Origin of the sequence: Comamonas sp. 26 (assembly GCF_002754475.1) — a bacterium.
Classification (GTDB): Bacteria; Pseudomonadota; Gammaproteobacteria; order Burkholderiales; family Burkholderiaceae_C; genus Comamonas.
Genome location: NZ_PEFL01000001.1, coordinates 2,648,017 through 2,671,353, shown reverse-complemented (window position 1 = coordinate 2,671,353; position 23,337 = coordinate 2,648,017). Strand labels below are relative to the sequence as shown.

Below are 23,337 nucleotides of genomic sequence, written 5' to 3'. Positions count from 1 at the left end.
ATTTTTAGTTGCGTACAAGGAAGAGGCTAATTCTCTTTGTGTGTGCGCCAAAACATAAAAAAGTGGTTATCAAAACTTAACCGAAAGAGAGCGGTGCAATATATGAAGAGCATCAAAATTTCCACGCGCATTCTGGGCACTTTCGGGGTTCTGCTCGTGCTGCTGCTGGCCGTGGTTTCAATGGCACTGCTGCAGCTGGGCTCCATGCGCTCCAGTGCGGAAACAATCACCGGCAATGCGCTGCCGAGCGTGGAGGTGATCAACACCCTCAATACCGATCTGGCGCGTACGCGCCTGCTGGAGCTGCGGCATGTCAATAATGACGAGCCTGCCTATATGGCTCAGGTGGAAACCCAGTTTGAGCAGTTGCAAAAGCATCTGGCCCAGGCGAAAAAGCTCTACGAGCCCTTGATTATTACCAATCAGGAGCGCGAGCTATACACCCAGTTTCTGCACGAGCGTGAGCGCTATGTAGAGGCAAACAAGCAGCTGTTCGACGTTTCGCGACGTGGAGACAAAGAGCAGGCCAAGCAACTGCTGGGTGGTGAGTCTCTCAAGCTCTACGACGAATCAACGGCCACTCTGCAAAAACTCATTCAGTTCAACAGCGATGTGGCCAGGAACGAAACGCGCGCTTCGGAGACGGTTTACGACCGCGCCGTGACCATGCTTGCCGTCGCTGCCGTCATTGCAGTGCTGGTGGCGGTCGGCGCAGGTCTATGGCTGGTGCGCTCCATTCGCACACCGCTGCAGCAGGCAGTTCAGGCGGCTGACCGTGTGGCCAACGGTGATCTGAGCGGAGCCATTCATGTGGAGCGCCAGGATGAAACCGGCCAGCTGCTCAATGCGCTGGAACGCATGCAGAACAGCCTGGTGCAGACCGTGCGCAGTGTGCGCCAGAATGCAGAAGGCGTGGCATCGGCCAGCTCGCAAATTGCATCGGGCAATGCCGATCTTTCCAGTCGTACTGAAGAGCAGGCCAGCGCGCTGGAAGAAACTGCGGCGTCCATGGAGCAACTGGGCTCCACCGTGCGCCAGAACGCCGATAACGCCCGTGCAGCCAACCAGATGGCGGTGAATGCTTCGCAAGTGGCTGCCCAAGGCGGAGCGGTGGTGGCTGAAGTGGTTGAGACCATGAAGGGCATCAACAACAGCAGCCATCAGATTGCAGACATCATCTCGGTCATCGACTCCATCGCTTTCCAGACCAATATTCTGGCGCTGAACGCAGCGGTTGAAGCCGCCCGCGCCGGTGAGCAAGGCCGCGGCTTTGCCGTGGTAGCCGGCGAGGTGCGTACGCTGGCCCAGCGCAGCGCCGAGGCCGCCAAGGAGATCAAGGGGCTGATTACGACCAGCGTGCAGCGTGTGGAGCAAGGCACCCAGTTGGTGGACAAGGCAGGCACCACCATGGCGGACATTGTTTCGGCTATTCGCCGCGTGACGGACTTGATGGCCGAGATCAGCGCCGCCAGCCAGGAGCAAAGCCAGGGCGTGGCTCAGGTGGGCGAGGCAGTCACGCAGATGGATCAGACCACGCAGCAAAATGCCGCTCTGGTCGAGGAAAGCGCTGCCGCCGCTGGTGCGCTGCGCAAGCAGGCACAAGATCTGGTGCAGGCTGTGGCCGTGTTCCAGCTGCCCGCCAGCGCCATGTATGAGCAGGCTGCCAAGGTGACGGCGCGTGCGGCGGCCACTTCCGCTGCGGCCTCGGGCACTCACTCACGCCTGGCGTCCACTCCCCGTGTGGGGGCTCGCCCTGCACCCATACAAACCGCCCCCCAGTCTTTGATGGGCAGAGCGGCCACTGAATCGGCTTCCAATCGCAATCAGCGCAAATCGTCGCTCAACGAAGATGATTGGGAAACTTTCTGAATGTCTCCTAAGGTCTGAACTTTAAGGTCGCTGCAAGGCGACCTTTTTTTGATGCCCGTGGGGGCGCAGACATTGCCTGAAATCACGCTTTGCGCAGAGGGCTGTGTGTCTTGAGGTCTTGCACATAGTCGGCCATGCCTTCGCCTTCGCGCTGCAAAAAGCGGGCGATGGCATCGGCAAAAGCCGGGTGGGCCACCCAGTGGGCACTGGGCGTTTCTATCGGCAGCAGGGCGCGGGCCATCTTGTGCTCACCCTGCGCGCCGCCTTCAAAGCGCGTAATGCCGTTGGCAATACACCATTCAATGGGCTGGTAGTAGCAGGCTTCAAAGTGCAGACTGTCCACGCGCTGCAGTGCGCCCCAGTAGCGGCCATAGGCCACTCTGTTATTGATAGCTGTTTGCGCATTATCTGCATCGTTAATTGAATGGTTTGATGCTGAAGTTGTTGCACTACTGGCGCTGACAGCTATCAAACTTGAGGCAATGGCTTGGCCTTCGTACTCGGCAACAAACATCACCCAGTTCTCAGGCATGGCACCCGCCATGGCTTCAAAAAATGCGGGCGACAGATAGGGGGCGTTGCCATGCTCCAGATAAGTGCGCTCGTAGCAGCGGTAGAAAAAATTCCAGTCCTCCGTGCTGATGTTGTCGCCCTCCATGACTCTGAAGCTCACGCCGGCATCGCGCACCTTGCGGCGTTCTTGCCGAATTTTTTTGCGCTTTTCCTGATTGAGCGAGGCCAGGAAGTCGTCAAAGTCACGCCAGACAATGCTTTCTCTGGAGGCCGTATTTGTCAATTCTTCGGGGCGCGTGGAGGCCTTGTTCGTCCAGTGAAACTGCACCGTGCTGCGCTGCATCCAGCCTGCTGCGGTGCAGGCAGCCAGGTCATCCGTATCTCCAAACAGCAGGTGCAGTGATGACAGTTGCAGTGACTCTGCCCATTCCTGTATGGCCTGCACCAGCGCCACGCGCAGCGCCTGCGTGCGCGCCAGCAGGCGCGAGCCGGGTGCGGGCGTAAAAGGCACGGCCATCACTGCCTTGGGGTAGTAGGGCAGGCCATGCTGCTCGTAAGCGCGGGCCCAGGCCCAGTCAAAAACATACTCGCCGTAAGAATGGGTCTTGATGTAGAGGGGGCAGGCGGCCAGTAATTCGCCTTGATCCCAGATGGTGATGACCCGGATGACCCAGCCCGTTTCAGGCGTGGCGCTGCCGCTTTGCTCCATCGCGGCCAGGTATTCGTGCCGCATGAAAGGTGTGGGCGTGGACTGAGAGGCCAGCAGCGCATTCCAGTTTTGTGCGTCCAGCTGCTGCACGCTGGTGAGCACGCGAGTGATAATTGTGTTTTCGGCCATGCCCTGATTGTCGCGGGCGCCGGTAGCCTCACCGCCTAGCTTGCTTTTCATGACGCTTTCTATCTGCTGTGCCCAACGCAATTTTGTCGTGGGTGACCTCTCTGGCAATGTCCAGAAAATCATTGCCACCGCTGCTGAAGCTTATGCCAACGGTGCCCGCCTGTTGCTGACTCCCGAGCTGGCTCTGTGCGGCTATGCGGCTGAAGACCTTTATTTGCGCCCCGCCTTCCTTGATGCCTGTGATGCGGCGCTGCTAGAACTGCAGGCGGCCAGCGCCCAATGGCCGGGTCTGGCGCTGGTCATCGGTCACCCGCTGCGTGATGGGGGCCAACTGTTCAACGCTGCCAGCGTGCTGCGTGATGGTCAGCAGATTGCCCATTATTTCAAGCAGCTGCTGCCTAATTTTGGTGTGTTTGACGAGCAGCGCTACTTCTCCGCAGGCAATACGCCTTGCGTGGTGGATGTCGCGGGCATTCAGGTTGGCTTGCTGATTTGCGAAGACGCCTGGCATGTCGGCCCGGCTCAAGCTGCCGTGGCCGCTGGCGCGCAGTTGCTGGTGGTCATCAATGCATCGCCATTCCACAGCGGAAAACCGGCTGAACGCGAGGCAGTGATTGCGCAACGTGCTATTGAAAATGCGGTGCCTGTCGTGTATTCCCACTTGGTGGGGGGGCAAGACGAGATTGTTTTTGACGGTTGCTCGTTTGCCGTAGAAGCCAATGGCCAACTGGCCGCACGCGCTGCGGCTTTTGAAGAAGACTTGCCACTGTTGGCTGCCCACCTGGTGGACGGCCGTGTCAGCCTGATGGGCGAAGTCAAACCATCGCTCAGCCATCACCACGCTTTGTGGTCGGCGCTGGTGCTGGCCGTGCGCGACTATGTGGGAAAGAATCGCTTTCCCGGTGCGCTCATTGGCCTGTCGGGCGGTATGGATTCGGCGCTGGTGCTGTCTATTGCGGTAGATGCGCTGGGCGCGGACAAGGTGCGCACGGTGATGATGCCTTCGCCCTACACCGCCGACATCAGCTGGCTGGATGCCCGTGAAATGTCTGAGCGTGTGGGCGTGCAGCACGAAGAAATTGATATTGCGCCGCAGTTCGAGACCTTCAAGGCCGCGCTGGCCAACACATTTGCGGGCCGTGCTGAAGACACGACCGAAGAAAACCTGCAGGCACGCATTCGCGGCACGCTGCTCATGGCCATGAGCAACAAGTTTGGCCATATGGTGCTGACTACGGGCAACAAGAGCGAAATGTCGACTGGCTATTGCACGCTGTATGGCGATATGGCTGGCGGTTTTGCTGCCATCAAGGATGTGCTCAAGACCGAAGTTTTTGCGCTGGCGCGCTGGCGCAATGCCCATGACCCGTTTGGCACAGGGCTCGATCCCATTCCTGATCGCATCATTACGCGCCCTCCCAGCGCCGAGTTGCGCCCGGACCAGAAAGATCAGGACAGCCTGCCTGACTACGAGGTGCTGGACGCCATCGTTACGCACTACATGGAAAATAATGAGAGCGTAAGCTCCATCGTGGCCAAGGGTTTTGCAGCCGCTGATGTGGAGCGCGTCACGCGTCTGATACAAATCAATGAACACAAGCGTCGCCAGGCACCCGTCGGTCCACGTGTAACGGTGCGCAGTTTTGGCAAAGACTGGCGCTACCCGATAACCAACAAATTCCGTGCCTGAGGCCAAGCCTCTGGCGCGTTGCCGATTTCAATCTATTGAGGAGTAAGCCCCATGAAAATGATTACCGCCGTCATCAAGCCTTTCAAACTTGAGGAAGTGCGCGAGGCCTTGGCCGAGTGTGGGGTGAATGGTCTGACCGTGACAGAAGTCAAGGGTTTTGGCCGCCAGAAAGGCCACACCGAGCTGTACCGCGGTGCAGAGTATGTGGTGGACTTTCTGCCCAAAGTGAAGATTGAAGTTGTTGTGAAGGACGAAGATGTGGACCGCTGCGTGGATGCCATCGTCAGCGTGGCACGCACAGGCAAGATTGGTGACGGCAAGATCTTCATCACTCCCGTGGAGCGCGTGGTGCGCATTCGCACCGGTGAGCTGGACGACACCGCTGTCTAAGCAGCCATGCCGCCCACCCAGCAAAAAGCCAGACCTTGAGTCTGGCTTTTTTGTTCAGGGTCGTTAAAGAGGGCGAGAGCTAATCATAGAGGTGGCCTCTAAGGTGAATCACCGCGCAGCCAAGGCTGTCGTCTTCCTCGGGCCAGCAGCATAGCCGTTCAGGGGTTAAATGACCGAACGCAGCGGCGGCGTATCTAGTCGATTGCCCGCGTTCTGCACCAGATTTTGTAGCAGTGCGTCTGTGTCAGAGCTGGTCTCGATGAGTCCCATCTGCCATTCACCCATAAATTCGTTGCTGACGCAGGACTGCAGAAATTGCAGCATGCTGTCGTAGTAGCCATCCACGTTGAGGATGCCGATGGGCTTGTCGTGATAGCCCAGCTGGCGCCAGGTCCAGACTTCAAACAGCTCTTCAAAGGTACCAATACCGCCAGGCAGGGCCACAAAGACATCGCTGCGCTCGGCCATCATGGCCTTGCGCTCGTGCATGTTCTTGACGACATGCAGCTCGTCGCAGGCCTGATTGGCCAGTTCTTTATTGACCAAGGCCTGAGGAATGATGCCGATCACACGGCCGCCTGCCTGCTGCGTAGCTTCAGCCACTACGCCCATCAGGCCGCTGCGCCCGCCGCCATAGACAAGCTGACCGCCGCGCTCGCCAATCCAGCGGCCGACGGCTTTGGCGACTTCGGTAAATTGAGGGTTGGTACCGGGGCGCGAGCCGCAGTACACGCAGATGGAGAAAGCTGGAGTAGTCATGCGATAAATCGGTGATAAATGGCGGCAGCCCAGACGGCGCCGCAAAGGCATAGCGACAATAAGACAGCGGCGCTGCCCATGTCTTTGGCTTTTTTGGACAGCTCATGCCACTCGGGGCCAATGCGGTCAATGGCGGCTTCAATGCCGGTGTTGAGCAGCTCGACGATGAGAACCAGTGTGACTGTTGCGGCCAGCAGGGCGACCTGCTCCCAGCTTGTGCCCAGCCAGAAGGCCGCAGGAATCATGATAAAAGCGCAGATAGCCTCTTGCTGAAAGGCTTTTTCGTGCCAGCCTGCCTTGAGGCCCTCCAGCGAATAGGCGCCTGCATGCAGCACGCGAGAAAGGCCGGTGCGGCTTTTCTGGGGATTGACGGGGTCGGGTGTTGAAGAGGTCATGCGGAACAATATCAGCGGATGCGTTTAGGTGCGGGGGCTTGATGCACCAGCTGGGTGCCAGCCCAGGCGTCATGCCAAAACTGTTTTTTAGGGTGAAAGCGGCTGAGCAGAGCCCAGATCAGAATCCAGCCCAGCATTAGCACCATTACTTCAAGAGGCGGAAGGCCGAAGGGATAGAGCACCGCCAGAGGCGGCAGCCACCACATCCAGCTGGCGGCATAGCGCAGCAGGGCGCGGGTCTGGGTCAGAGGGCGGCCTTGTGCATCCGCCACGCGGATATGCCAGGTCTTCATGGCCAGCGTCTGGCCCTTGCTCCAGAACCAGACAAAGTAAATGCCCAGCACCACCATCATGAAAGCTTGCAGCAAGTGGCGGTTGTCGAGTGCGTTACGGGTCTGGGACAGCGTGCTGAACAGATAGCCTGCAATAAACACCACGCCAAACAGCAGCATGCCTTCATAAAGCCAGCAAGCCATTCTGCGGCGAAGGCTGGGAGCTATGAAATCAGGAGTGTTTGAGGGTGTTGAGCTGCCATCATCAATCGAAATATCTTGCTGCATGAAGGCATTGTAGGTGGCGACTCAGCGACCTTGATGCTCTGATTGCTGCATCAGCGCTAGATCAGTGCAAGTCTTGAGCTGGCGCATCCAGCGGCGGCAGCGTGATGGGCGTGGCGCGTGGAATATCCACCGGCGCGGTCTCCACAATGATGGAGGGCGTGCGCACAGGGTGCGTTTCCACCATCGCGGGTGTGGCAGGTACGGCTGGCGGCGGGTGATGAATGGTGGCTGGAGGAATCTTGGGCAGATTCGGCACCGTATTGGGCGTGGCTGTGGCTGCAGGAATGCGCGCCAGCTTCTTGGGTGCCACGGGCTTGATAGCCGGGGCGGCTGTCACCACTTTGGGCGCGGCGCGGGAAGCAAGCAAGCGCTTTTCTTCATCACTCAGGGCTTGATAAGCTTCCCACTGTGCCTGCTTGTCTGTCGCCAGTCGGTTGGTGATAGCAAAGTTCAGGCGCGCCTGATTGCGCTGAGCTGCGCTCAGGCCAGACCATGATTCCATACGGTCGCGCAATTTTTCCTGCTCGCGCTCGCTGAGCTTGTCAAAACCATCAGCCAGCGCAATCCAGCGGCGCTTTTGTACCGAACCAACCATAGGCCAGCGCTCTTCCAGCGGCGAAAGCACTTGACGCTGATGGCTGCTGAGTTCTGCCCAGCGCGGGCCAGAGGCTTGTGCCGTGGCTCGCTGGCGCATGGATGGATCCACGTGCATGGTCTTGGATGCAGCCATGGTCGCAGGTGGCACAGCACTTGGAGCGAGTCTGACTTGCTGCACCACATTGCATCCTGTCCAGGATAGAGTCATCAACAACACCGCCGCCATGACGGCGGCGGTGTTGTTAGGACTCAGGATGGAGCGCTTTTCAGTAGGCATCAATGCAGGGTGCGGCGGGCTGTTTAGTGTTCTGAGGCGGAGGCTGAAGTCTTGAGGTACTGAATAAAGCCCGGATCCGCGTATGCAGCGGGTGGCAAGTCGTCAGTCAGCAAAGCGGTATCGACTGCGGTGACTTCGCTCAGCATACTTTGTTCAGTGTCTGCGTTGTAAATCACCAAGCCGACAATCAGCGCAAACACAGGGATGGCAGAGATCAGTGCGCGCCACCAGCCAGCGCCTTCACTGGGGCTGCCCATGGTCATGGTGCTGCCCTGGGAAGATGCTGCAGCACTGGTTTGCGCGTGCAGCACTGTCGCTTCGCGGCGGCGTTCAGAGACGGCACGCTCGCGCGAAGCACGCAGGCGCTCGGTCACTTCGTAGGGGAGTAAAGCCTCGCCTTCACTCAAACGGGCCGTGATATGACGGGCGAAGCGGTCGGCAGCCTGTTCTTGCAGGAATGTGGGCGCGGATTTCATAACTCGATTCCTTTGGCCTTGAGTGCCTTGCTCAATGTTTGGATGGCGCGGAAGCAATGTGTTTTAACACTACCTTCAGAGCAGCCCATGGCTGCAGCGGTCTCCGCAACATCCATCTCTTCCCAATAACGCATGAGGAATGCTTCGCGTTGACGCGTTGGAAGCTCTTGTATTTCTTTTTCGATACTTTGCAGCGTCTGCTTGCGCTCAGTCAGGCTTTCCACATTGTGGGCAGCGGCCTCGTCGGCATTGGTGGCGTAGGTCTCCAGCCAGTCAAAGCCACCGTCATCGTCTGATGAGGATTCCAGATCACTGAAATGTGTGAAAAGGGCTTTTTGCGTCTTCTGGCGCCTGAACCAGTCTAGCGTGCTGTTCGAGAGAATGCGCTGGAACAGCATGGGCAGCTCATTGATTGGCTTGTCCCCATAGTGCTGGGACAGCTTGAGCATGCTGTCCTGCACGATATCCAGGGCGGCCTCCTCATCGCGGACGTGAAAATAGCTGCGCTTGAATGCGCGCTTTTCTACGCCTTTGAGGAATGCAGACAGTTCTTGTTCTGTGGCCAAGAGAGAGTAACCCTGGAAAAAATCGGGGGAGTGCCCGTGGGAAAGCTGTCGATTATCGCATCCACTGATGTTTTTTTGTGTACTGCATTTGAAGGTCTTGTTGCAGTGCGATAATGTTCTCAACTTAAAGAAGCAAACGGATCACGGTCCGGCGTACACACAAACGCCCATGGCTTGTGGTCTTAAGTCCTAAACCGGCCTCACAAGGGCTTCAGGCTAAGGGCACCGAAGGTTTTTCGTTAGAGAAATTCACAAAGGTTGATCATGGAAATCTCCAAAGCCGAGCTGGCCTCTGCAGCCGCAGCATCGTCCCCCAAGGGCGCCCAGGAATTGATGGGCTCCGAAATCCTCATCAAGTCTCTTCAGGCTGAAGGTGTTAAGCACCTGTGGGGTTACCCAGGCGGGGCAGTTCTCTATATTTACGACGCGCTGTACAAGCAAGACAGCATTCAGCATGTGCTGGTGCGCCATGAGCAGGCCGCTGTGCACGCTGCCGATGGCTTTGCACGTGCAACCGGTGAAGTGGGCGTGGCGCTGGTGACATCCGGCCCCGGCCTGACTAATGCGGTCACCGGCATTGCTACAGCGTATACGGACTCCATCCCCATGGTGGTGGTGGCCGGTCAGACTTCGACCAACTACATTGGTACCGACGCCTTCCAGGAATGCGACACCGTGGGCATTACGCGTCCCATCGTCAAGCACAACTTCCTGGTCAAGGACGTTCGCGATCTGGCCGAGACCATGAAGAAGGCCTTCCACATCGCCCGCACTGGCCGTCCCGGCCCCGTGGTGGTGGATATTCCAAAAGACGTGTCCTTCAAGAAGGCGCTGTACACGGGCTATCCTGAAAAAGTGGAAATGCGCTCGTACAACCCCGTCAAAAAGGGTCATGCAGGCCAGATTCGCAAGGCACTGCAACTGCTGCTGACGGCAAAGCGTCCCTATATCTATACCGGTGGCGGTGTGTTGCTGGGCAATGCAACGAATGAGCTGCGCACGCTGGTCGACATGCTGGGCTACCCCATCACCAGCACCTTGATGGGTCTGGGCGCATATCCAGCCAGTGACAAGAAATTCCTCGGCATGCTTGGCATGCACGGCACCATTGAAGCCAACAACGCTATGCAAAATAGCGATGTGCTGCTGGCTGTAGGTGCCCGCTTTGACGACCGCGTGATTGGCAACCCCAAGCACTTCATGTCGGTAGAGCGCAAGATCATCCATATCGACGTGGATCCCTCCTCCATCTCCAAGCGAGTGAAGGTGGATGTGCCTATCGTGGGCGATGTCAAGGATGTGCTGGTCGAGTTGATCGCCATGCTGCGCGAATCTGCTCAGCGCCCCGACGAAGGTGCTCTGAGCCAGTGGTGGAGCAGCATCGAAGGCTGGCGCAGCCGCGATTGCCTGGCCTACGACATGTCCAACCCCGACGTGATCAAACCCCAGTACGTGGTCGACACGCTGTGGAAGATGACCAAGGATGCGGACACTTATGTGACTTCTGACGTCGGCCAGCACCAGATGTGGGCTGCCCAGTACTACCGCTTTGATGAACCCCGTCGCTGGATCAACTCTGGCGGTCTGGGCACCATGGGTGTGGGTCTGCCTTACGCCATGGGCATCAAGCTAGCCAAGCCTGACTCTGAAGTGTTCTGTATCACGGGCGAAGGCTCGATTCAGATGAACATTCAGGAGCTGGCCACCTGCAAGCAGTACAACACGCCGGTGGTGATCTGTGCGCTGAACAACCGCTTCTTGGGCATGGTGCGCCAGTGGCAGGAAATTGAGTACTCGGGCCGCTACTCCAGCAGCTACATGGACTCCCTGCCTGACTTTGTGAAGCTGGCTGAAGCCTATGGCCACCGCGGCCTGCTGATCGAAAAGCCTGCGGATGTGGAAGGCGCGCTGCGCGAGGCGCGTCGTATCGTGCGTGAAGAGAGCAAGACCGTCTTCCTCGACTTCCGCACCGATCCCACCGAAAACGTGTTCCCCATGGTGCAGGCTGGCCGTGGTATCACGGAAATGCTGCTGGGCGCCGACGATCTGTAATGCGTGAGCCGGTTTTGAATGAAATCGGCCTCTAGCCATTAACTATCAAGCGCAAGCAGCTATATTTTAAATAGCGTTTTTTTGACGAATCTATTGCTCGCCGAGCCTGGTACTTACCGGTGTCAGGGGAGGGCGACGAAAAGAGGAATCTGGGTATGAAACACATTATTGCCGTCCTGCTCGAAAACGAGCCCGGAGCACTGTCGCGCGTCGTGGGCCTGTTCTCGGCCCGTGGCTACAACATCGAATCTCTGACTGTGGCGCCGACGGAAGACCCGTCACTGTCGCGCATGACCATACTGACCACGGGTTCAGATGATGTGATTGAGCAAATCACAAAGCACCTGAATCGCCTGATTGAAGTGGTTAAAGTGGTGGACCTGACAGAGGGTTCTTACACCGAGCGTGAGCTGATGATGGTCAAGGTGAGAGCTGTGGGCAAGGAGCGCGAAGAAATGAAGCGCATGGCCGACATCTTCCGCGGGCGCATCATTGACGTGACCGAAAAGAGCTACACCGTAGAGCTGACCGGTGACCAGTCCAAGAACGACGCCTTCCTGCAAGCGATTGACCGTACTGCCATTTTGGAGACAGTGCGTACAGGTGCTTCGGGTATTGGCCGCGGCGAACGCATTCTGCGTGTCTAATTGACCCTTTTTCGAACCTGTTCAAACCTTTTAAACCCCCTCAAGATAAGAGACCTGGAGCCGACATGAAAGTTTTCTACGACAAAGACTGTGACCTGAGCCTGATCAAGGGAAAGACCATTGCCATCATTGGTTACGGTAGCCAAGGCCACGCACATGCACAAAATCTGAACGACAGCGGCGTGAAGGTCGTGGTTGGTCTGCGCAAGGGTGGCGCTTCGTGGGACAAGGTTGGCAAGGCCGGCCTGACTGTCATGGAAGTCAACGACGCCGTGAAGGCTGCTGACGTGGTCATGATGTTGTTGCCTGACGAAAACATCCCTGATGTTTACAACAACAACGTCGCTCCCAACATCAAGGCTGGCGCTGTGCTGGCTTTTGCCCACGGCTTCAACGTGCATTACAACCAGGTCGTGCCCCGCGCTGACGTGGACGTGATCATGGTCGCCCCCAAGGGCCCTGGCCACACCGTGCGTTCCGAGTACCTGAAGGGCGGCGGCGTGCCTTCCCTGATCGCTGTGTACCAGGATGTGTCCGGCAAGGCTCGTGACATCGCTCTGTCCTACGCTTCTGCCAATGGCGGCGGCAAGGGTGGCATCATCGAAACCAACTTCAAGGAAGAAACCGAGACTGACCTGTTCGGCGAACAGGCTGTGCTGTGCGGTGGCGCCGTTGAACTGGTGAAGATGGGCTTCGAAACCCTGACCGAAGCTGGTTACGCTCCTGAAATGGCTTACTTCGAGTGCCTGCATGAGCTGAAGCTGATCGTTGATCTGATGTATGAAGGCGGTATCGCCAACATGAACTACTCCATCTCGAACAACGCCGAGTATGGTGAGTACGTGACAGGTACCGAAGTCATCAACGACAAGTCCCGCGAAGCCATGCGCAACGCCCTGAAGCGCATCCAGAGCGGTGAATACGCCAAGATGTTCATCAGCGAAGGTCGCCTGAACTACCCATCGATGACTGCACGTCGTCGCCAGAACGCTGAGCACGCCATCGAGCAAGTGGGCGGCCAGCTGCGCGCCATGATGCCTTGGATCTCCAAGAACAAGCTGGTTGATCAAACCCGCAACTAATGCACGCGAGTCATTCAGCGAAAGCTGGATGACCTTGTGCCAGCAAGAGGCCACCGTTTAGGTGGCCTTTTTCATTCTGGGCGCAGTGTGTGCGGCGGGTACACTGGGGGCAGGGCATTGCTATGATGGTTTTGCTTGAAATACTATGGTTTTAATAGCTGCATGCGCATGACATGCAAGCACTGGAGGTCTGTTTAATGCAAAACAGCAATGATTCTGCCGACGCAGGCGGCGCTCAGCGCAAGATGCGCAAAGGCATTTATGTGCTGCCCAATTTGTTCACGCTGGCAGCGCTGTTTGGAGGTTTTTACTCCATCGTCATGGCCATGAACAACAAGTTCGAACTGGCGGCTGTGGGCGTTTTTTGCGCCATGGTGCTCGACAGTCTGGACGGTCGCGTGGCCCGCATGACGCACACGCAAAGTGCCTTTGGCGAGCAGATGGATTCGCTGTCGGATATGGTTTCTTTTGGCGCGGCTCCCGCACTGATTGCCTACGAATGGGCGCTGCGCCCGCTGGGTCGCTGGGGCTGGCTAGCCGCTTTTGTGTACTGTGCCTGCGCTGCACTGCGTCTGGCCCGTTTCAATGTGAACACGGCCGTTGTTGATAAGCGTTACTTTCAGGGCATGCCTTCGCCTGCGGCGGCGGCCTTGGTGGCAGGTTTTATCTGGCTGACCAGTGCCTTGCTGGTGTCTCACCGCGATGTGCCAATTTTTGGCGATGTGATGTCTTGGTTTGGTGGCTACGCCACAGACCGAGCTGATCTGTCCTGGATCATGTTTGCCATCACGCTGTTTGCGGGCCTGACCATGGTCACCAATATTCCGTATTACAGCTTCAAGGACATTGGCGGTGCCAAGAGCATGCCTTTTGTCTCGCTGGTGGTCGTGGCATTGCTGATGGCGCTGGTGAGCATCGAGCCTGCAACCATGCTGTTCCTGGTGTTCGTCGGCTACTCGATCTCTGGCTATGTGATCTACGTCTGGCGCCGCGCCAAGGGCGAGCATGTGAGCATTGTGTCCACATCAAAAGATGAGCCCGACGAGCGTGGGCTGCACGACGATTGATGCAGTTGCACAAAAAGTGCTGGCATTGTCAACTTTTCCTGTGTTAAAGTCATTCGCATGAAAAACCTGTCGCTAGCTCTACTACTAATGTCCATCGGGCAGAGAAAGTAGCGCGCGCGTACAAACACACCTACTTCACGGCCCGTAGCTTCAGCGACGGGCCGTTTTTGTTTTTGGGCGTCGCTGGAGCTGGGTTTAAATTCTTCTAATTCGACAAAAGAGACTCACCATGTTGCAAAACCCTTCCACCAAATACCGCGCCTTCGCCCCTGTTCGTTTGACCGACCGCACCTGGCCCGATGCAGTTATCACCAAGCCCCCGGTATGGTGCAGTGTGGATTTGCGTGATGGCAATCAGGCCCTGATTGAGCCGATGGACATTGAGCGCAAGGTGCAGATGTTTGAGCAACTGGTGAAGATCGGCTTCAAGGAAATTGAAGTGGGCTTCCCTTCCGCATCGCAGGTCGAGTTTGACTTCATGCGCAAGCTCATCGAAGAAAACCGCATTCCCGATGACGTAACAGTCCAAGTGCTGACACAGGCGCGTGAGCACCTGATCCGCCGCACCTTTGAAGCCTTGCAAGGCGTGCCCCGTGCGATTGTTCATCTCTACAACGCAACCGCCCCTGTGATGCGTCGTGTGGTCCTGAACATGAGCGAAGACGAGATTGTGGCGCTGGCTGCCACTAATGCCCAGATGTTCAAGGATATCGCTGCGCAGAACCCTGGCACCAAGTGGACCTTCCAGTACTCGCCCGAAATGTATTCAGATACCGAGCTGGAATTCTCCAAGCGCGTGATTGATGCGGTGACCGATGTGTGGCAGCCCACACCCGAGAACAAGTGCATCATCAACTTGCCCACCACGGTGGAGCACTCCACCCCCAATATCTTTGCCGACATGGTGGAGTGGACGCACCGTAATATCAAGCGCCGCGACAGCGTGGTGATCTCGGTTCACCCCCACAACGATCGCGGCACAGGCACGGCGGCTGCCGAGCTGTCTTTGATGGCCGGTGCTGACCGTCTGGAAGGCTGTTTATTTGGTAACGGCGAGCGTACCGGTAACCTCGATGTGGTGAACGTTGCCCTCAATATGTATATCCAGGGCGTGAACCCCGGTCTGGACTTCTCCAATATCGATGAAATCCGCGCAACGGTTGAGCATTGCAACCAGTTGCCCGTGCATCCTCGCCACCCTTACGTGGGTGACTTGGTCTACACCTCCTTCTCTGGCTCTCATCAGGACGCCATCAAGAAGGCATTCGCCGCTCACAAGGATGGCGATATTTGGGATATGCCTTATTTGCCTATCGATCCCAAGGATCTGGGTCGTAGCTATGAGGCCGTGATTCGCGTCAACAGCCAGTCGGGCAAGGGCGGTATTGCCTATCTGCTCGAAAGCGAATATGGCTTGCAATTGCCCCGCCGCCTGCAGATCGAATTCAGCCAGGTGGTCCAGCGCGAGATGGATGCTAGCGGAAAGGAATTGTCTGCAGCGGCTCTGTGGGAGCTGTTCCAGCGCGAATATGGCGTCAACACTGTCAAGGCACCTCAGTACCGCCTGAGTGAAGCTGATGGCGTGGTCAGCATGAGCGCCGAAATTGAAGTGGAAGGCCTGAAGTATTTTTTGGAGAGCGAAGGTACGGGCCCCATTGATGCCTTTGTACAGGCCTTGTCGGCTGCAGTGGGGCGCAACGTGCGCGTGCTGAACTACTCTGAGCACGCCATTGGCGAAGGAGCGAACGCCAAGGCCATTGCCTATGTAGAGCTGCGCGTCGACGACAGCCAAGTTTGCTACGGTGTTGGGGTGGATGCCAATATCGTCTCTGCCTCACTTCGCGCCATTATTTCGGGAGTGCAACGTGTCCCAGTCGCCGCTGAAGAAGCGGTCGCTGCCTAAAAGACCTGTGAGCCGGTGCCGCCAAAAGCGCACCGGCTTTTTTATCGGCAATCCTCCAATAAAAACCGGCGTTATCCGCGCCACAACCCAGAGAGTCCCCACCATGTCCGATCAGCTCATTATTTTTGACACCACCTTGCGTGACGGCGAGCAGTCGCCCGGTGCTTCGATGACGCGCGATGAAAAGCTGCGCATTGCCCGCCAACTTGAACGACTGAAGGTGGACGTGATCGAGGCAGGGTTTGCGGCAGCCTCCAATGGAGATTTCGAATCCATCCAGACGATTGCCCGCAGCATCAAGGATTCGACCATCTGCTCGCTCTCTCGCGCTAATGATCGCGATATTGCGCGGGCTGCCGAAGCATTGAAGGATGCAAACCGTGGCCGTATCCACACCTTTATTGCGACCAGTCCACTGCACATGGAAAAAAAGCTGCGCATGACGCCCGAGCAGGTGCTGGAGCAGGCCAAGCAAGCCGTGCGTTTTGGGCGCAACCTGATGGATGACATCGAGTTCAGCGCCGAAGACGGCTACCGCAGTGAGCCCGACTTTTTGGCCCGCGTGATTGAAGCGGTCATCAACGAAGGTGCAACGACCATCAACGTGCCCGATACCGTGGGCTATGCCATTCCTGAGCTGTATGGCGAGTTCATCCGCAATCTGCGCGAGCGCGTGCCCAATAGCGACAAGGCTGTGTGGTCCGTGCACTGCCACAACGATCTGGGTATGGCTGTGGCCAATTCGCTGGCTGGTGTGAAGATCGGCGGCGCACGCCAGATTGAGTGCACTATCAATGGCCTGGGTGAGCGCGCAGGTAACTGCTCACTTGAGGAGGTCGTCATGGCCATCAAGACCCGCAAGGATTACTTTGGACTGGATGTGAATATCGACACCCAGCACATCGTGGCGGCCAGTCGACTGGTCAGCCAGACCACAGGTTTTATCGTGCAGCCCAACAAGGCGGTGGTGGGGGCCAATGCGTTTGCTCATGCCTCTGGCATTCACCAGGACGGTGTGCTCAAGGCGCGTGACACCTATGAAATCATGCGGGCTGAAGATGTGGGCTGGGCCGCCAACAAAATAGTGCTGGGCAAGCTCAGCGGCCGTAACGCCTTCAAGCAGCGCCTGCAGGAACTGGGTGTGGAGCTGGATAGCGAAGCCGCTATCAATCAGGCTTTCACACGCTTCAAGGAGTTGGCCGATCGCAAGAGCGAAATTTTTGACGAAGACATTCTGGCGCTGGTCAATGTCGATGGTGGTCAGGGTCAGGAGAGCCAGTTTCAGTTCATCTCGCTGGCTCAGCAAAGCGAAACAGGTGAGCGCCCACATGCGTCAGTTGTGTTCAGCAATGCAGGTCAGGAAATCAAGGCCAGCTCTGAGGGCAATGGTCCGGTCGATGCCTCATTCAAGGCCATCGAGTCTGAGGTCAAGAGCGGAGCCGAGATGGTGCTCTATTCCGTCAATGCCATCAGCGGCTCTACTGAGAGCCAGGGCGAAGTAACAGTGCGTTTGCAACGCAATGGCCGGGTGGTCAATGGTGTGGGTGCAGATCCCGATATTGTGGTCGCGTCTGCCAAGGCTTATCTGAGCGCTTTGAACAAATTGCATAGCAATCATGAAGTTGTAGCAGCACAAGGTTGAGTACAGGATTTATAATTTCACTCAGATTATCGAGAAAGTTGTGCAAGTGCTTGTCACTGCACAATTTTTTTGGTTGAATTAAATCCTTACACCTTGTTGTCTGGAGTATCGCATGCCGCTGCTGCGTTCTTTTCGCCTTGCAAAACTAACTCAGGTGTTGTCTTTGGCTCTGTTGAGCTGTGCTCTGGCCGTGCCCGCAGCACAGGCTGCGCCCAAAAAAGACGCTAAAAAGCCCATTGCGGCTGCCTCTGCTTCCTCCAAAAAAGCAGCTAAAGAACCCGCAGGCAAAGCACGGGTGGCTGCTGAGCCTAAAGTTAAGGGTGCCAAAGTTGCCAAGGGCAAGCAAGACAAGACTGAAGCCAAGGTTGCCGGTAAAAAAGGCAGCAAGGCTGCTGTAGTTGCCAAGGCTGAAAAATCAGAAAAAGCCTCTGGTAAGAAGCGCCTGGCCAAGGCTGGTGCGGCCAGCGCAGCGGCTGTTGCAACGTCTGTAGAGCCTGCTCGCCAGTCCTATGGCCAGATGGCAGGTCTGCATTCGGTGTCTGATCCGCTGGCTCTGCAAAGCAGTGTGGCTTATGTGATCGACCAAGACACGCACGAGGTTCTGCTCAGCAAGAACGATCAGGCTGTGCTGCCGATTGCCTCGCTGACCAAGCTCATGACCGGTTTGCTGGTTTCTCAGGCTCGCTTGCCCATGGATGAGATGATCACCATCACGCAAGACGATGTGGATACCGAAAAGCACAGCAGCTCGCGTCTGCGCGTGGGTACGACCTTGACGCGCTCCGAGATGATGCACCTGGCACTGATGTCCAGCGAGAACCGTGCAGCCCATGCTCTGGGTCGCACCTATCCCGGTGGTCTGGGGCAGTTTGTGCAGCAGATGAATTCCAAGGCTTTGCAGCTGGGCATGAAGGACACGCGCTATGTGGAACCCACAGGCCTGTCCAGCAGCAACCAGTCCAGCGCACGGGATCTGGCCCGCCTGGTCGCTGTTGCACACGCAGACCCTTTGATGCGCGAGTACTCTACATCGCATGGCTACGAAGTCGCGGTGGGGCGTCGCACTTTGCAGTTCAACAACACCAACCGTCTGGTCAAGAGCGACAACTGGGATATCGGCCTGCAAAAGACCGGCTATATCTCTGAAGCAGGTCGTTGCCTGGTGATGCAGGCTCAGGTTTCAGGTCGCAAGCTGATCATGGTGTTTCTGGATTCTGCCGGTAAGTTCAGCCGTCTGGCCGATGCCGAGCGAGTGCGCCACTGGATTGAAGCCATGCCCACTGCAAGCAACTCTATTGGACAACGTATTCGCGGGTAACCGTCCTGAATAAGCATCTGGCCTTTGAAGGAGGCCACAAAAAAAGCGCTACTCAAGGTGGCGCTTTTTTATTGCTGTTTGATAAGGAAATAAGGCTCTAGCCCTTGCAGAGATTGCGCTGGCAGCTCATAAATATGAAGCAGGCCGGTAATTAGCCCTGCTGGTGGCTGCGGCTGTAAGTATCAGCAGCGGGCTGCGTGTTTGGCGTGCGTGCACTGGCACAGCCAAGCGCGGAAGAAATCTCCTGCACAGTCGCCTGCAGTCTCGGTGCCCAGCTTTCATCCAAACGATCTGCTGGGGCTGAGATGGACAGGCCGGCAATCAGCTTGCCTTGGTCGTCATAAATGCCAGCGGCCATACAGCGCACGCCTAGCTCCAGCTCTTCGTTGTCGCGTGCAATGCCGTACTGGCGCACTTTGGCCAGTTCATGCTCCAGCTCACCCAGCTGGGTAATGCTGAAGTGGGTCTTGCCGGGCAGGCCGGTGCGTGTGGCATAGGCGCGCACTTGCTGGGAATCATCGGCGGCCAGAAACAGCTTGCCGTTAGAGGTTAAATGCAGCGGCGCATGACCGCCAATGGCGCGAACCACCTGCATGCCGGAGCGCTCGCTGTATGCGCGCTCCACATACACAATTTCATCGCCCTGGCGCACAGAGAGGCTGATAGGCTGCTGAATCTGCTTGTAGAGCTGGCGCATAGGCGTCAGCGCTACCTCGCGCACATTCAGGCGGGCCTTCACCAGATTGCCAAGCTCCAGAAAACGCATGCCCAGGCGATAGCTGCCGGATTCGGGGCGATCCACAAAGCGGCCCAGAGCCAGATCGTTGAGGATGCGGTGCGTTGTCGAGGGATGCAGGCCTGTGCGTTCGCTGATCTCCTTCAAAGAAACCGCTTCCTCACGCGATGCCAGCACGTCGATCAACGTGAACATGCGTTCCAGAACCTGGACGCTGGGCTTTGCGGAGGCCGATAGGTCGTCTTTTTTCATGCGTTGGAGATACTTTGCGGGATGAAGGCATTCTAGCGGTGCTATAGCCGCGCAGGCATGTCATCTGCTCATATATCCATGTGCCGAGTTTTTCCGCAACATCAATCAATTTGTGAGCGCGTAATGCTTTGCCTGTCAACGCGGCACCATTGTTCACCTTGACGAATTTCATGCGGTAAAAAGCTGGCTTTGTAGCGCATCTTCTGGCTGTCCGAGATCCAGTAGCCGAGGTATACATAAGGCAGGCTCATGGCCTTGGCTTGCTGAATTTGCCATAGCACATTGAAGGTGCCGTAGCTGGCGTGATCTTCCGGGTCATAGAAGGTGTAGACCGCAGACAGGCCATCTTCCAGTACATCCAGAATCGAGAGCATCTTGAGCACGCCGGGTGCCCCGGTGTCGGTCGGCTCACGAAACTCTACCAAACGAGAATTGACGCGGCTTTGCAGCAAAAACTGTGTGTACTGGTCAACGCTGTCGTTGTCCATGCCGCCACCGCTGTGGCGGTGTTGCTGGTATCGCAAATAAAGCTGGTAGTGCTCGTCAGAGTAGTGCAGCCGCTTTATAGAGGTAATCAGTTGACCGTGCTGAGTGGCCGAGCGCCGCTGGCTGCGGTTAGGGCGAAACTCATTGCTGATGATGCGCAGCGGAACGCAGGCCTGGCAGCCGTCGCAATAAGGGCGGTACGTGAACATGCCGCTGCGACGAAACCCCATGGTGACCAGCTCTGAATAAACAGCATTCTGGATTTGGTGGCTGGGGGTTGCGACCTGGGAACGGGCCAGTCGCCCCGGCAGATAGCTGCAGGGGTAGGCTGCCGTGGCATAAAACTGCAGGGCATGTAGCGGTAGGTCGTTTGGGTGCGTCATGGTCAGGCTGGTGCTGCAGATGCGGTGCGTCAAACTTCAGGAGGTGCTCAGCAATTGATCCCAGTATATGGGGGCAAACTGCCAGTGCATATCGGGCAACTGAGCCTGCGCTCTGACGGTCTGTGCAAATTGTTCTCTAGGGATTTCGCGACCGCCCATGAATGACAGGTGGGCAGTGGCTTGCTGGCAGTCAATTTGCGCAACCTGATGGGCGCGGCACAGCGCAACCAGCGCAGACAGGGCAATCTTTGACGCATCGGTTTGTAGCGCAAACATGGATTCGCCAAACACGGCCTTGCCCAGTGCCACGCAGTAAAGGCCGCCCACAAGCTTGCCATTCACCCAGGTCTCTACGCTGTGTGCTGCGCCTTGCTGGTGCAGCTCGGTGTAGGCGTCGATGATGTTTTGAACAATCCAGGTGCCGTTTTGCCCATCGCGCGGGGCTTGGGCGCAGTGCTGCATCACAGCTGAGAAGGCGCTGTCGATGCGAATCTCGCAGTCGTGGGTGTCGCGAAATTTTTGTAGCGTCTTGCGCAGACTGCGGCGGAGCCGGAACTCGTCAGGGTGAAGAGTCATGCGCGGGTTGGGGGACCACCAGAGCACCGGTTGCCCCTCGCTGAACCAGGGGAAAATTCCCTGACTGTAGGCCGAGCGCAGGTGTGCTGCATCCAGTCTGCCGCCTGCTGCCAGTAGGCCGGGAATCGGATCCTGCTCGCCCCAAGTCTGATCGATCGGTGGAAAGTCTTGTTCAGGCTGCAGCCAAGGCAGGGAATGCGTCATTTGCCGATGGGGTTGATGGAGAGTCTTTAGTCTTGCACAGACTTGGCGCATTTTGTGAATATGTGCTGAGCGGGGTGACTGCTGGCTGACTGTCTGGTGTGCGGGCTTAACTCGCCTATTTTTCAGCGGCAACAAAAAAGGCTTCCTCCTGGAAGCCTTTTTGATGAGGTAGCAGCTGCAAGAGCTGCAGCCGCATTACACACGCTTGCGGTATTCGCCGGTGCGGGTGTCGATTTCGATCTTGTCTTCTTGAGCCACGAACAAAGGCACGGCCACTTCGAAGCCAGTAGCGATCTTGGCAGGCTTCAGCACCTTACCGGATGTGTCGCCCTTGACGGCTGGCTCAGTCCAGGTGATTTCGCGCACGATGGTGGTGGGCAGTTCGCAGGAGATAGCCTTGCCGTCATAGAACACCACTTCGGCAGTCATGCCATCTTCCAGGTAGTTCAGTGCGTCAGCCATGTTTTCGGCTTCGACTTCGTACTGGTTGAACTCTTCGTCCATCCACACGTACATGGGGTCTGCGAAGTAGGAGTAGGTGCACTCCTTCTTGTCCAGAATCACGTTGTCGATCTTGTCGTCGGCCTTGAACACGTTTTCAGTGCCGAAGTTGCCGATCAGGCTCTTGAGCTTCATGCGCACGGTAGCAGCGCCACGGCCGCCACGAGCGTATTCGGTCTTCAGAACGATCATGGGGTCCTTGCCGAACATGATCACATTGCCTGCGCGGATTTCTTGAGCGATTTTCATGGCTTGCTTGCGTTTGAAAGGTTGGAGCCGCTCTACACGGCAGGCAAGCTGTTCGCAATGGTTGCTGAGACAGCAACGCATCAATAGTGCGGCGGCGGGGCCTGCCGCGTGTACCGCGGCGGGGCGCGACCCTGATAAGCAAGATCGCTCGGCGGGCCGGGTACGCTTGCCCTCAGAGAGGCAAAACGTGGATTTTAGCTTTTTTCGGCGACAAAAGCTTGAAGCTGCTCAATCAAGTCAGCCTGAGGCGCTAATTTCTCTCGTGCAGCCCTTACGCACAAGGCCCATTCAGCCAACATTTCACGACTCAGTAAAGGCAATGCTTGCGGTACGGTCATGCCGTTCCAGGCGTGATGAAAGTGCACCAGGCTTTCGGGTGCGCCCAGCCAGTCAAGAAAGGCGTTGAGCTTGTCGTGGTGGGCATTGTCATGCTGAGGATAGATATGCCAGACAAAAGGCTGACCCGCCCAGATGGCGCGAACCAGAGAATCTTCACCGCGCACTAGATTCAGGTCGCAGGCCCAGAGCATTTCATCAAACTGAGGCTGCGGGCAGGGTTGCAGATATTGCATGTTCAATGACTGTGCGGCTGGCAGTGTCTGAACAGCTGCCGTAGCGCGGCCTGGGGTGATCAGCAGTCTGGCGTTGAGTTTGGGTATTTGCTCAAGTAACTGCTGCAGGGCTGTTGGCTCATAGCAAAACAGCGAGGCAGCATATTCATCGGCTTGAACGCCTTGCGCAGCGCGCCATTGAAGGCGGTCACCCGCAAAACGACTCTGGCGCTGGCTCAGATTCAGCTCTCGCACCAGTGCGCCTGTGGCGCTGGTAAAGCCAGGGTAGAAAAACCAGCGAGTCAGCCCTGCTGCCGGGCCGGACATGATGCGCGACGGCAGGCGGTGGCAGCGTTCTACGTAATCTTCGGCAGACAGGTATTCTAGGTTGATCCAGGCTGGAGGCCGACCTTGCTCTGCCTTGCGTGCAATGGCGGAGACAAACGGCTGGGGGATCTCGCAGCCAAAGGCTTCAACAACCACGTCGCCGATCACAGCGGGGATGTCGGCCGCCAGCGCAGGCCATGTATGGACGCTCAGACCCTGTGGCCAGGGCTGCGGGGCCATCCACTGCAAGGCGCTGGCATCGTCCATCCACAGGCGTACCTGCTGTCCGCGTGCAACCAGTTCTGCTGCAGTGCGCCAGCACACGCCCACATCGCCAAAGTTATCAATGACCTGGCAAAAAATATCCCAGGTCAGAGATGGATGTTGGGTCGTCACATTCGCTTCTGGCAGCGGTAAAAAATCCAGCATGG

22 protein-coding genes are annotated in these 23,337 nt (G+C 57.1%); 10 read left to right on the top strand and 12 right to left on the bottom strand.

Annotation, left to right across the window (positions count from 1 at the left end; all coding sequences use genetic code 11):
- Positions 1-102: 102 nt before the first annotated feature.
- Positions 103-1,869 carry a methyl-accepting chemotaxis protein gene (locus tag CLU84_RS12335; protein ID WP_099737416.1) on the top strand — a complete coding sequence of 589 codons (1,767 nt, stop codon included), beginning with the start codon at positions 103-105 and terminating at the stop codon, positions 1,867-1,869.
- Between the two features lie 82 nt (positions 1,870-1,951).
- Here the strand turns inward: CLU84_RS12335 and CLU84_RS12330 are convergent, their stop codons facing one another.
- A complete protein-coding gene (locus CLU84_RS12330; protein WP_233210030.1) occupies positions 1,952-3,271 on the bottom strand; it encodes a GNAT family N-acetyltransferase in 1,320 nt (439 codons plus the stop codon).
- Here CLU84_RS12330 and CLU84_RS12325 point away from each other — a divergent pair.
- Together CLU84_RS12325 and CLU84_RS12320 are read left to right on the top strand one after the other, a co-directional pair.
- Positions 3,270-4,910 (top strand): NAD+ synthase, encoded by a 1,641-nt coding sequence (locus CLU84_RS12325; protein WP_099737415.1) that lies wholly within the window; start codon positions 3,270-3,272, stop codon positions 4,908-4,910. The two genes, CLU84_RS12330 and CLU84_RS12325, sit on opposite strands and share 2 nt — an antisense overlap.
- 51 nt (positions 4,911-4,961) lie before the next feature.
- Positions 4,962-5,300: a P-II family nitrogen regulator gene (locus CLU84_RS12320; protein ID WP_099737414.1), complete on the top strand. Its 339-nt coding sequence runs from the start codon at positions 4,962-4,964 to the stop codon at positions 5,298-5,300.
- 165 nt (positions 5,301-5,465) lie between these two features.
- Here CLU84_RS12320 and CLU84_RS12315 read toward each other — a convergent pair whose 3' ends face one another.
- The 6 genes from CLU84_RS12315 to CLU84_RS12290 form a co-directional block, all read right to left on the bottom strand.
- Positions 5,466-6,059 carry a TIGR00730 family Rossman fold protein gene (locus CLU84_RS12315; protein WP_099737413.1) on the bottom strand — a complete coding sequence of 198 codons (594 nt, stop codon included), beginning with the start codon at positions 6,057-6,059 and terminating at the stop codon, positions 5,466-5,468.
- The gene (locus CLU84_RS12310) at positions 6,056-6,454 is read right to left on the bottom strand and encodes a diacylglycerol kinase (RefSeq protein WP_099738003.1); all 399 of its coding nucleotides are present in this window, start codon (positions 6,452-6,454) and stop codon (positions 6,056-6,058) included. The genes CLU84_RS12315 and CLU84_RS12310 overlap by 4 nt, the downstream gene beginning before the upstream one ends.
- 11 nt (positions 6,455-6,465) lie before the next feature.
- Entirely contained in the window at positions 6,466-7,014 is a 549-nt protein-coding gene (locus tag CLU84_RS12305; RefSeq protein ID WP_099737412.1) for an RDD family protein, read from the bottom strand.
- A gap of 61 nt (positions 7,015-7,075) precedes the next feature.
- Complete coding sequence (locus tag CLU84_RS12300; RefSeq protein WP_099737411.1) at positions 7,076-7,888, bottom strand: DUF3106 domain-containing protein; 813 nt, start codon at positions 7,886-7,888, stop codon at positions 7,076-7,078.
- Positions 7,889-7,911: 23 nt separating this feature from the next.
- Positions 7,912-8,364, bottom strand: a complete 453-nt coding sequence (locus CLU84_RS12295; RefSeq protein ID WP_099737410.1) for a DUF3619 family protein — start codon at positions 8,362-8,364, stop codon at positions 7,912-7,914.
- Complete coding sequence (locus CLU84_RS12290) at positions 8,361-8,930, bottom strand: RNA polymerase sigma factor (RefSeq protein ID WP_099737409.1); 570 nt, start codon at positions 8,928-8,930, stop codon at positions 8,361-8,363. The genes CLU84_RS12295 and CLU84_RS12290 overlap by 4 nt, the downstream gene beginning before the upstream one ends.
- Positions 8,931-9,194: 264 nt before the next feature.
- On the opposite strand from CLU84_RS12290, the gene CLU84_RS12285 reads away from it, so the two are divergent.
- From CLU84_RS12285 to pbpG, 7 genes are all read left to right on the top strand, one after another.
- Positions 9,195-10,982, top strand: a complete 1,788-nt coding sequence (locus CLU84_RS12285) for an acetolactate synthase 3 catalytic subunit (protein WP_099737408.1) — start codon at positions 9,195-9,197, stop codon at positions 10,980-10,982.
- A gap of 155 nt (positions 10,983-11,137) precedes the next feature.
- Complete coding sequence (gene ilvN, locus CLU84_RS12280; protein ID WP_099737407.1) at positions 11,138-11,629, top strand: acetolactate synthase small subunit; 492 nt, start codon at positions 11,138-11,140, stop codon at positions 11,627-11,629.
- Positions 11,630-11,694: 65 nt separating this feature from the next.
- Positions 11,695-12,711, top strand: coding sequence for a ketol-acid reductoisomerase (gene ilvC, locus CLU84_RS12275; RefSeq protein ID WP_099737406.1), 1,017 nt, complete (start codon positions 11,695-11,697; stop codon positions 12,709-12,711).
- 197 nt (positions 12,712-12,908) lie between these two features.
- Positions 12,909-13,778, top strand: a complete 870-nt coding sequence (pssA, locus tag CLU84_RS12270) for a CDP-diacylglycerol--serine O-phosphatidyltransferase (RefSeq protein WP_099738002.1) — start codon at positions 12,909-12,911, stop codon at positions 13,776-13,778.
- Positions 13,779-14,007: 229 nt separating this feature from the next.
- Positions 14,008-15,681 carry a 2-isopropylmalate synthase gene (gene leuA / locus CLU84_RS12265; RefSeq protein WP_099737405.1) on the top strand — a complete coding sequence of 558 codons (1,674 nt, stop codon included), beginning with the start codon at positions 14,008-14,010 and terminating at the stop codon, positions 15,679-15,681.
- A gap of 103 nt (positions 15,682-15,784) precedes the next feature.
- A complete protein-coding gene (locus tag CLU84_RS12260; RefSeq protein WP_099737404.1) occupies positions 15,785-17,323 on the top strand; it encodes a 2-isopropylmalate synthase in 1,539 nt (512 codons plus the stop codon).
- Positions 17,324-17,435: 112 nt separating this feature from the next.
- Complete coding sequence (gene pbpG, locus CLU84_RS12255; RefSeq protein ID WP_099737403.1) at positions 17,436-18,641, top strand: D-alanyl-D-alanine endopeptidase; 1,206 nt, start codon at positions 17,436-17,438, stop codon at positions 18,639-18,641.
- Between the two features lie 151 nt (positions 18,642-18,792).
- Here the strand turns inward: pbpG and CLU84_RS12250 are convergent, their stop codons facing one another.
- From CLU84_RS12250 to earP, 5 genes are all read right to left on the bottom strand, one after another.
- A complete protein-coding gene (locus CLU84_RS12250) occupies positions 18,793-19,629 on the bottom strand; it encodes an IclR family transcriptional regulator (protein ID WP_233210029.1) in 837 nt (278 codons plus the stop codon).
- A gap of 101 nt (positions 19,630-19,730) precedes the next feature.
- Positions 19,731-20,498, bottom strand: a complete 768-nt coding sequence (locus CLU84_RS12245) for an arginyltransferase (RefSeq protein ID WP_099738001.1) — start codon at positions 20,496-20,498, stop codon at positions 19,731-19,733.
- Positions 20,499-20,534: 36 nt separating this feature from the next.
- The gene (aat, locus tag CLU84_RS12240; RefSeq protein WP_099737402.1) at positions 20,535-21,278 is read right to left on the bottom strand and encodes a leucyl/phenylalanyl-tRNA--protein transferase; all 744 of its coding nucleotides are present in this window, start codon (positions 21,276-21,278) and stop codon (positions 20,535-20,537) included.
- Between the two features lie 195 nt (positions 21,279-21,473).
- Positions 21,474-22,028 carry an elongation factor P gene (gene efp, locus CLU84_RS12235; protein ID WP_099737401.1) on the bottom strand — a complete coding sequence of 185 codons (555 nt, stop codon included), beginning with the start codon at positions 22,026-22,028 and terminating at the stop codon, positions 21,474-21,476.
- A 194-nt stretch (positions 22,029-22,222) separates the two neighbouring features.
- Entirely contained in the window at positions 22,223-23,335 is a 1,113-nt protein-coding gene (gene earP / locus CLU84_RS12230) for an elongation factor P maturation arginine rhamnosyltransferase EarP (RefSeq protein WP_099737400.1), read from the bottom strand.
- Positions 23,336-23,337: the final 2 nt, after the last annotated feature.